Source organism: Micromonospora sp. U56 (assembly GCF_018070095.1).
Lineage (GTDB): Bacteria > Actinomycetota > Actinomycetes > Mycobacteriales > Micromonosporaceae > Micromonospora > Micromonospora purpureochromogenes.
The window spans coordinates 44,797-53,589 of sequence record NZ_JAGPYL010000034.1 but is presented as its reverse complement, the minus strand read 5'-3'; the positions used below and the strand labels follow the sequence as shown (position 1 = coordinate 53,589).

Here is an 8,793-nt window from a genome sequence, read left to right as displayed (position 1 = left end):
CCCCCCGGCCCAAGATCCGCCCTCTTTCCGTGAAACTGCACGCCCACGGCAGCACGTGGCGTGGTGGGTCGGCGGTGCGGTCGGCCGGGTGGGTCAGGCGGCGATGGGTTCGCGGGTGACCGGCTCGGTGGGGGGCTGGTTCTTCAGCTTCGCGGCGTACATGTCGATGTACTCGCGACCGGAGAGCTCCATCAGGTCGTACATGATCTCGTCGGTCACCGCGCGCTCGACGAAGCGGTCGCCGGCCAGGCCGGCGTAGCGGGAGAAGTCCAGCGGCGGGCCGAACCGGATCCGGACCCGGGCGATCTTGGGGATCAGCTTGCCGGGCGGCTGGATCTCGTCGAGATTGAGCATCGCCACCGGGACCACCGGGGCGCCGCTCTCCAGCGCGAGCCGGGCCACCCCGGTCTTGCCCCGGTAGAGCCGCCCGTCGGGCGACCGGGTCCCCTCCGGGTAGATCCCGGCGACGCCGCCGACCCGCAGCACGCTGAGCTGGGTGTCCAGGGCCGCCTGGGCGGCGCGGCCGCCGGAGCGGTCGACCGGGATGCAGCCGGTGCCGGCGAAGAACGCCTTGGTGAGCCAGCCTTTGATGCCCTTACCGGTGAAGTATTCCGCCTTGGCCACGAAAGTGACTTTTCGCGGGACGATCAGTGGGGTGAAGATCGAGTCCGAGAACGACAGGTGGTTGCTGGCGAGGATCACCGGACCGGTCTCCGGCACGTGGTGCAGCCCCTCCACCCGGGGACGGAAGATCAGCCTGAGCAGCGGGCCGAGGATGATGTATTTCATCAGCCAGTACAGCAACGGTGTCCTTCCGGAGCAGGGGCGGGCGACACCACCGGAGGAACGGGCCGGTGGGCCGCCGGGCGGACCCGGCGACCGCGCCGGGAATGGCCGTCGCCGGGCGGGATCGTCGGCCATGAGCCTACGAACGGGAGCGGCACGCCACAACGCACTCCCGGAACCGGGTCCGGACGTGTCACGATTCAGGGCACGGCGTACGCGGCGCCGACACAACCGCACCGTGAGGTGCGCCGAGGAGGATGTCCGGTGTCAGCGGGTGGGGCCCGCCGGGGGCGGCGGGACAACGGGCTCGACGCGAGCGAGTACGCCGTCGCGGGCGACGTCGATCCGCGCGTCGGCGAGCACCTGCTCGACGTGCTCGCCGCCGGCGGGATCGCGGCCTACCTCCAGCCGTCGGCCGATCTCAATCCGATCACCCGCACCACCACCGTCCCGGCCCGCCCGGTCGACCGGCTCTACGTGGACCGCTCGCACCTGACCACCGCCCGGGACTACCTCACCCAGCTGGCCGACGAGTCGACCCCGGAGCCGCCGCGCGGCGAGCCGGACGTCGACGCCGAGTGGGACCGGATCGTCGCCGCCTTCCACACCGCCCCGGCCGCCGGCAGCCACCCCTGGCCCGCCGCCGAGGACGTCGACGACGACCCGACCGACCCGACCGGCCCGGCCGGTGCCCCGGCGACCCGCACGGAGGAGGCCACCGGCCCGACCGCCACCGACGTGCGACGGCTGCCGTACGCGGCGGACATCTCCGGCGTCTCGGTGGGGCGGCCGCGGGCCGAGGAGCCCTCGCTGCTGGACGGTCTGGACACCTTCGGCGCCGACCTGCCGGACGAGGAGGACGAGGGCTACACCCCGCCCCCGCCCCCGCCGCTGCCCCGGGTGTCGAAGTACGCGGTGGTCGGCGTCCTGGCGATCGTGCTCGGCTTCGTACTCTTCCTCAACCCGGCGCTGCTGCCGGTGGACGCCTCGGTGGTGACCCTGCTCGGGTTCACCGGCATCCTCGCCGGCTTCGTCACGCTGATCTGGCGGCTGCGCCCCGGCGACGAGGACGACGAGGATCCGGACGACGGCGCCGTCGTCTGACGCTCCCCCGTCCGATCGGCACGCTTCGCCCGTATCCCGGGACGGCCACGCCCCCGCCGCCGAGGTAACAGTGGTGTAACTTACGGTCAGTAGGAATACCGCTGTCCGTCACGTCCCCCTCCGGCTGCCCGGTTGTTCCTCCCTCGCGGTGGTCGGCCCGCTGCGGATCGGAATGCCCGAGATGCGACAGAATTCCAGTTCCCTCGTGGTGGTGGCCAATCGGCTTCCCATCGATGACAGCGTGGCGCCCGACGGCGCCTGCGAGTGGCGCCGCAGCCCCGGTGGGCTGGGCAGCGCGCTGCACCCGCTGCTGAAACACACCCCGGCCGCCTGGGTCGGCTGGGCCGGCGGCACCGGTCCCGCGCCCCGCCTGCCCGACATCGACGGCGTCCGCATGCACTGCGTCGCGCTCACCGCCGAGGACCTGCGCGACCACTACGAGGGCTTCGCCAACGCCACCCTCTGGCCGCTCTACCACGACGCCGTGGAGCAGCCGGTGTACCACCGCCGCTGGTGGGAGGCGTACCAACGGGTCAACCAGCGGTTCGCCGAGGCGGCCGCGGCGGTGGCCGAGCCGGGCGGCCTGGTCTGGGTGCAGGACTACCACCTGCAACTGGTTCCCGGCCTGCTCCGGGCGCTCCGGCCGGACCTGCGGATCGGCTTCTTCCTGCACGTGCCGTTCCCACCGCCGGAGCTGTTCATGCAGCTGCCCCGGCGGGCCGAGCTGCTGCGCGGCATGCTCGGCGCCGACCTGATCGGCTTCCAGCGGGCCCAGGCCGCGCACAACTTCGCCCAACTGGTGGTGAAGGTGCTCGGCCTGCCGGCCACCGACCGCCGGATCGGCGTCGACGACCGGGTGGTGCGGGTCGGGGCGTACCCGGTCTCGATCGACACGGCCGAGATGGCCGCGCTCGCCGGGCGTCCCGACGTGACCGCCCGGGCCCGCCGGCTGCGCCACGACCTCGGCGACCCGCAGCAGGTGATCCTCAGCGTTGACCGGATGGACTACACCAAGGGCATCGAGCAGCGGCTCAAGGCCTACAGCGAGCTGCTGGCCAGCGGCGACGTCAAGGTCCGGGACACGGTGCTGGTCCAGGTGGCGGTGCCCAGCCGGGAGCGGGTCGGCCAGTACCAGATCCTGCGGGACCGGGTGGAACGCGAGGTCGGCCGGATCAACGGCGAGTTCGGCCGGGTCGGCGAGCCGGCCATCCACTACCTCACCCAGCCCTTCGACCGCGCCGAGCTGGCCGCCCTCTACCGGGTCGCCGACGTGATGGCGGTGACCCCGCTGCGGGACGGGATGAACCTGGTCGCCAAGGAGTACGTCGCCGCCCGGGTCGACGACACCGGCGCGCTGCTGCTCAGCGAGTTCGCCGGCGCGGCGGCCGAGCTGGAGCAGGCGTACCTGGTCAACCCGCACGACCTGGAGGGCCTGAAGCAGATGCTGCGCACCGCGCTGCGGGCCGGCCCGGACGACGTCGGCGACCGGATGCGGGCGATGCGGGCGCACCTGCACCGCCACGACATCCGCGCCTGGGCCCGCTCCTACCTCAGCGCCCTGGACCAGACCGGCTCACTGGTCACCCGGCTGGGCAGCACCGGCTGACCCCGGTCACACCCGCTGCGGGTCCTTGACCAGCCAGTCGAGGATCGCGTCGATCGGCTCCCGCCAACGGGCGTCGAGCATCAGGTCGTGCCCCATGCCGGGGAAGAGCAGCGGAGCCGAGCCGTACCGGCGGGCGGCCCGGGTCAGCGCGGCCGGCGGCACCACCCGGTCGTCCGGGCTGCCCAGCACCAGCACCGGCGGGCGACCCACCGCCGGCTCCGCCTCCCGGCCGGCCAGCAGCTGCCACTGCGCGCGCCGCCCGGCCCGGCCGAGCCGCGCCACGTGCCGGCGGGCGTCCGCCTCGGGCAGCTCCCCGCTGAACAGCTGCCGCCGGTGCAGGCGGAGGCCGCCGCCGAACAGCGCGGGCAGCGTGCCGACCGGGTTGCGGCGCAGCGCCACGCCGGCCGTCGACCAACCGCCCAGCACCGGCGCGACCAGCACCGCGGCCCGGGCCGGGTAGCGGGCCAGCGCGTGGGTCACCACGAGCGCCCCGGCGCCGTGCCCCACCAGCACCGCCTGGCGCGGCAGGCCCGCCGCCACCTGGACCACGTCATGGGTGTACGCCCGCAGCGTCGCCTCCGGGGCCGGCTCGCTGCCGCCGTGCCCGCGCAGGCTCAGCGCGTACGCCGCGAAGCCGCGCGACGCGGCGTGCTCCAGCCAGTGCTCGGCGAACGCCCAGGCCCCGTGCCCGAAGCCGGGGACGAAGAGCAGCGGGGGCCGCCCCTCCTCCAGCTCCGGGGCCGCGCCCAGCACCTCCCGCCGGGCCGGGCGGACCGGGCGGGCCCACTCCGGGCCCCGCATGATCCACAGCCGCTCGCTCACCGGGCCTGCCTTTCGTTCGCGACTGCGGGACTCCGCTGCGCTGCGTTCCTCGCGCTCACCGGTCACCCTCCAGCTCGTGCAGGGCGCGCTGGACGGCGCGCAGATAGTCGGCGTGGCCCACCTCGAACCAGTGCCGGCTGCTGTCCTTGACCTTGCCGGAGTACCGCTCCCCGGCGCCGGCCTCCACCTTGGCGGCGAACGCGACGGCCCGCTCCGGACGGCCCAGCCGCGCCTGGAGCAGCCGGGCGAAGAGCACGGTCTGCCAGTGCGACAGGGTGAAGATGCCGGAGTCCGGCTGGACCAGGCCGGCCACCGCGAGCGTCGGGTACCCGGGGACGAGGGCGTTGAGCCACAGCCGGGGGCGGCCCGCCGCCTCGTCGTCGCCGAGCACCTTCGGGTCGAGGAACTCGAAGCGGGGCAGGTAGCCGGTGGCGAAGACGACCAGTTCCGGGTCGATCTCCCGCCCGTCGGTGAGGGTGACCCCACCGGCGTGGAACCGGGCCAGCTCCGGCACCGGGGTGATCTCGCCGTGGCCGACGTAGTAGACCAGCTGGCTGTTGGCGATCGGGTGGGTCTCGTAGACCCGGTGGTCGGGCTTCGGCAGGCCGAACCGGGTCAGGTCGCCGACGGTCAGCCGCAGCGTCCAGTGGTAGAGCCACTGCCGGACCCGCAGCGGCACGCGCAGCGCGAGCAGGGCGTCGTTGACCTGGTCGGCCGGGCGGCCGAGGACGTACTTGGGGGCGTACCAGTAGCCGCGGCGGGTGGAGTGCCAGCAGCGCGACGCCTGCTGGGCGGCCTCGACCGCGATGTCGCAGCCGGTGTTGCCCGCGCCGACCACCAGCACCCGCTTGCCGCGCAGCTGCGCGGGGTCCTTGTAGGACGAGGCGTGCATGACCTCGCCCCGGAACTCCTCCAGCCCCTCGTAGCGGGGCAGCTTCGGCGACCAGTTGTGGCCGTTGGCAACCACCACCGCGGCGTAGCGGGAGGTGCGCTCCGGGCCGTACCCGCCGGTGCTGCGGGTGGTGACGTCCCAGCGGTCGCCGGCCACCGGCTCGACCCGGACGACCTCGGTGCCGAACCAGATGTGCTGGCGCAGGTCGAAGTGGTCGGCGTAGCGCTCGAAGTAGGACAGCAACTGGCTGTGGTGCGGGTAGTCCGGCCAGGAGTCCGGCATCGGGAAGTCGGGGAACTGGGTGAACGGCCGCGACGAGATCAGGTGGGTGCTGGCGTACACCGGGCTGCGGTCGTGCCGCCAGTTCCACGCGCCGCCGACGCCGGTCTCCCGCTCGTAGCAGTCGACGCCGAAGCCGTGCTCTTTCAGGTTCTTCACGGCGGTCAGGCCGCTGGCACCGGCGCCGATGACGCAGACCGTGTCGCCCCGGTCGGAGACCGGGCGGCCGTCCCGGCTCGGGGTGAGCGTGGTCTCCGGATCGGGCCGGCCGTGCTCGGTGGAGGGGGGCACCGGGGAATCTCCTTATGTGCGGCACGAACGCCGGTTGACGGGCATCCTCCCCGTACCCGGAGCCGGTTGTCCAGCCCGGCACTCCGGACGCGGACCGGCGCAGGGCTCAGGCGGTGGCCGGCAGGAGCAGGTCGACCAGGACCGGGAAGTGGTCGCTGGCCCGCCGGGTGAGCGGGGTGTCGACCACGTCGTAGCCGACCACGGCGACCCGCGGATCGACGAAGAGCGCGTCGATGCGCCGGCGCGGGTCAGCGCAGGAGTAGGTGTGGCGGTCGGCGGCGTCGGCGGCCACCGCCGCGTCGGTCAGTCCCTTGCCGACGGTGCGCCAGGCCGCTCCGTCCGGGCCCTCGTTGAGGTCCGCGCCCAGCACCACCGGCAGGTCGGCGCCGGCCAGCTCGCGCTTGAGCAGCGCGGCCTGGCCGGGTCGCTCGGCCGGGTCGGTGGACAGGTGCGAGCCGGCCAGCAGGAACCGCGCGCCGCCGACCGTGCACTCGGCGTACGCCGCCCCGCGCAGGTGCCGCCCGGGGGTGAGCGGGAACCGCTGGCAGCGGGTGGCCAGCACCCGCACCCGGAGGCTGGTGAGCAGCAGGTTGCCCAGCGACGGCAGGCCACCGGCGGCCACCACCAGGCCGAAGGACTCGGCGAGAGTGGCGCAGCGCTGCCGCCAGCGGAACCGGCGCGGGGCCTCCTGCACGATCACCACGTCGGGGGCCGCCTCGCGGACCACCGCCGCCAGCGCGGCCGTGTCGTCACGCTGGCTGTGGATGTTGTAGGACACCACCCGCAGCCGCACCCCGCCGGCGGGGGCCGGCGCGACGGTCACAGCCGGCGGGCGAGGTCGGCGGCCCCGATGACGCCGGCGGTGTTGCCCAGCTCGGCGGGGCGCACCTCGGCCACCGGGAGCCGGCTGCGCTGGGCCAGCGCGTCGGTGAACGAGCGCCGGGTCGGGCCGAGCAGCAGGTCGCCGGCCTCGACGACGCCGCCGCCGACCACCAGCCCCTGCGGGTCGAGCATCTGGGCCCTGTCTGCGGACACCGGGTCGCCGGCCTTCGCGGCGGCGGTGACCATCGGGCCGGTGACCGCCTCGGCGTCGCCACCGGCCAGCTCCAGCAGGGCGGTGGCGCGCTGCGGCTCCTGCCGCGCGGCGGCCCGGGCGAAGCGGACCAGGGCGCTGCCGCTGGCGTACTGCTCGATGCAGCCGAGCCGGCCGCAGCCGCACTGGTGGCCGTCCGGGACGGTCAGCATGTGGCCCAGTTCGGCCGCGATGCCGTTGGCGCCGCGCAGCAGCTCGCCGCCGAGCACGATGCCGCCGCCGACCCCGGTGCCGATGGTGAACATGACCATCGAGTCGTCGGCGTCCCGGGCCGCGCCGTAGCGGAACTCGGCCCAGGCGGCCACGTTGCCGTCGTTCTCCACGATCACCGGCAGGCCGGTGGCGGTGCTGACGTACTCGCGCAGCGGTTCGTCCCGCCAGGCCAGGTTGGGGGCGAAGAGCACGGTGGAGCGGGAGGCGTCGATCCAGCCGGCCGCGCCGATGCCGACCGCGCCGATGTCGTGGCCGGTCGCCAGTTCGGTGACCAGCTCGATGATGACGTCGCGGGTCTTGCCGACGTCATCCGCGGGGGTGTCCCGCCGGGCCTGCACGAGAACCTTGCCGGTGTCGTCCACGACACCGCCGGCCACCTTCGTGCCACCGACGTCGACTCCGATGGTCAGCGTCACCGCTGCCACTCCCCTCTGCTGTGCTGCCCGACATCGGCCGGACCTGCCGGCTGCGATGTCGGATGTCCCGTGTTCAGGCCTCGTCGCCTGGTGCGTCCCCGCCCGCGCCGGCCGGCGCTCGCGAGGCGGGCACCACCGGACGGTCGGCCGTCGACCGGACCTGGGCCGGCGCGACCGGCCCGGCGTCGTCGACGGGCGCGGCGGCGGCCGGCACGACCACGTCCTCCGCCCGCGTGGCGGCGGACCAGACGTCCCGCTCCGGCGCCGACGGAGAATCATGCCCGGTACGGGTCGCCTCGCGCCACACGTAGTCGGCGGCGGCGTCCGCCCCGGCGGCGGGTCCGGGCGCGCCGGCCGCTCCGGCCGCCCTGTCCGGGGCTTCCCCGCTGTCGGCGGGAGCGAACGCGCGCATCAGGCTGGCGATTCCGGCGGCCAGATCACCCGCGCCGGTGGCGAGCCGCTCGGCGAATTCGGGACTCGGATCGCGTAGCGCCGCGATACCGCGACAGACCGGGCAGACGCAGCATTCCGGCGATCCGGTGGCGAATCTCCCGGTGCCGCCGGCGCCCCCGGCCGGGCCGGACGCGCCGCCACTGTGACCGAGGACACCGGAGAGGATCCCACCGAGCGGACCCCACAGACCGCCGCCGGAGCCGGCGTTGGCCAGCCGTGCCGTGGCGAGCAGCGTGGCGACGAGCCGCTCGGCCTCCTCCCGGGCGGAGCCCGGTTGCGTACCCGCCATCGTCGGCTCCTCTACCGTGCCGCCGGCTGCGTCACTGTGCCGCACCGGTTGCTTCTACCCGGCGCTTGAGCTGCTTCAACGCCGTATCCATGATCATTTTCTCGGCCTTGCGGCGAAACATGCCGAGCATGCCGACCGACAGCTCGACCTCGAGGGTGTAGGTGACCGTCGACGTCCCGTCCGGATTGCCGACGATGTCGTACGACCCGCGCTGGGACTTCTGCATCTTCGACGGCGCCACCAGGTGCCACTCGATCCGGGACAGATCCTCGGCGTACTCGTACGCCAGCACGTACTCGTCGGCCATCACGCCGGCGTCGATGGTGAAGTGGACCTGGCTGGCGTAGCCGTCCTCGTACTCCTCGACCACCTCGGCCCGGCGCACCGCCTCGGTCCACTCGGAGTAGCTCGCGAAGTCGCAGATGACCGCCGCCACCCGGTCCGGTGACGCGCCGATGATGATCGACTGGGTGGAGGAGTCCGCCATGGGGGGAGGCTACCCGGAGCGACCCCGGCACGCGGCGCTTGCCCCGGCCACGCCCGGCGCGG

At 74.2% G+C, this 8,793-nt stretch carries 9 protein-coding genes; 2 read left to right on the top strand and 7 right to left on the bottom strand.

Annotated elements, in window-relative coordinates; genetic code table 11:
• Positions 1-93: 93 nt before the first annotated feature.
• Positions 94-804 carry a 1-acyl-sn-glycerol-3-phosphate acyltransferase gene (locus KBX37_RS14455; protein ID WP_210776407.1) on the bottom strand — a complete coding sequence of 237 codons (711 nt, stop codon included), beginning with the start codon at positions 802-804 and terminating at the stop codon, positions 94-96.
• A gap of 246 nt (positions 805-1,050) precedes the next feature.
• Between KBX37_RS14455 and KBX37_RS14450 the strand changes: the two genes are divergently transcribed.
• Together KBX37_RS14450 and KBX37_RS14445 are read left to right on the top strand one after the other, a co-directional pair.
• Positions 1,051-1,890 (top strand): DUF308 domain-containing protein, encoded by an 840-nt coding sequence (locus KBX37_RS14450; RefSeq protein ID WP_210776406.1) that lies wholly within the window; start codon positions 1,051-1,053, stop codon positions 1,888-1,890.
• A 181-nt stretch (positions 1,891-2,071) separates the two neighbouring features.
• On the top strand, positions 2,072-3,496 hold the full coding sequence (locus tag KBX37_RS14445; RefSeq protein ID WP_210776405.1) for a trehalose-6-phosphate synthase: 1,425 nt from the start codon (positions 2,072-2,074) through the stop codon (positions 3,494-3,496).
• A 6-nt stretch (positions 3,497-3,502) separates the two neighbouring features.
• Here KBX37_RS14445 and KBX37_RS14440 read toward each other — a convergent pair whose 3' ends face one another.
• The 6 genes from KBX37_RS14440 to KBX37_RS14415 form a co-directional block, all read right to left on the bottom strand.
• Entirely contained in the window at positions 3,503-4,297 is a 795-nt protein-coding gene (locus KBX37_RS14440) for an alpha/beta fold hydrolase (RefSeq protein ID WP_247658034.1), read from the bottom strand.
• A 76-nt stretch (positions 4,298-4,373) separates the two neighbouring features.
• Positions 4,374-5,780, bottom strand: coding sequence for an NAD(P)/FAD-dependent oxidoreductase (locus KBX37_RS14435; RefSeq protein WP_210776403.1), 1,407 nt, complete (start codon positions 5,778-5,780; stop codon positions 4,374-4,376).
• 106 nt (positions 5,781-5,886) lie between these two features.
• Complete coding sequence (locus KBX37_RS14430; RefSeq protein WP_307849074.1) at positions 5,887-6,603, bottom strand: endonuclease/exonuclease/phosphatase family protein; 717 nt, start codon at positions 6,601-6,603, stop codon at positions 5,887-5,889.
• A complete protein-coding gene (locus tag KBX37_RS14425; protein WP_210776402.1) occupies positions 6,600-7,502 on the bottom strand; it encodes an ROK family glucokinase in 903 nt (300 codons plus the stop codon). Before KBX37_RS14425 ends, KBX37_RS14430 begins: the two co-directional genes overlap by 4 nt.
• Positions 7,503-7,575: 73 nt before the next feature.
• Complete coding sequence (locus KBX37_RS14420) at positions 7,576-8,244, bottom strand: hypothetical protein (protein ID WP_210776401.1); 669 nt, start codon at positions 8,242-8,244, stop codon at positions 7,576-7,578.
• A gap of 31 nt (positions 8,245-8,275) precedes the next feature.
• Positions 8,276-8,731 carry an SRPBCC family protein gene (locus KBX37_RS14415; RefSeq protein WP_210776400.1) on the bottom strand — a complete coding sequence of 152 codons (456 nt, stop codon included), beginning with the start codon at positions 8,729-8,731 and terminating at the stop codon, positions 8,276-8,278.
• Positions 8,732-8,793 lie beyond the last annotated feature (62 nt).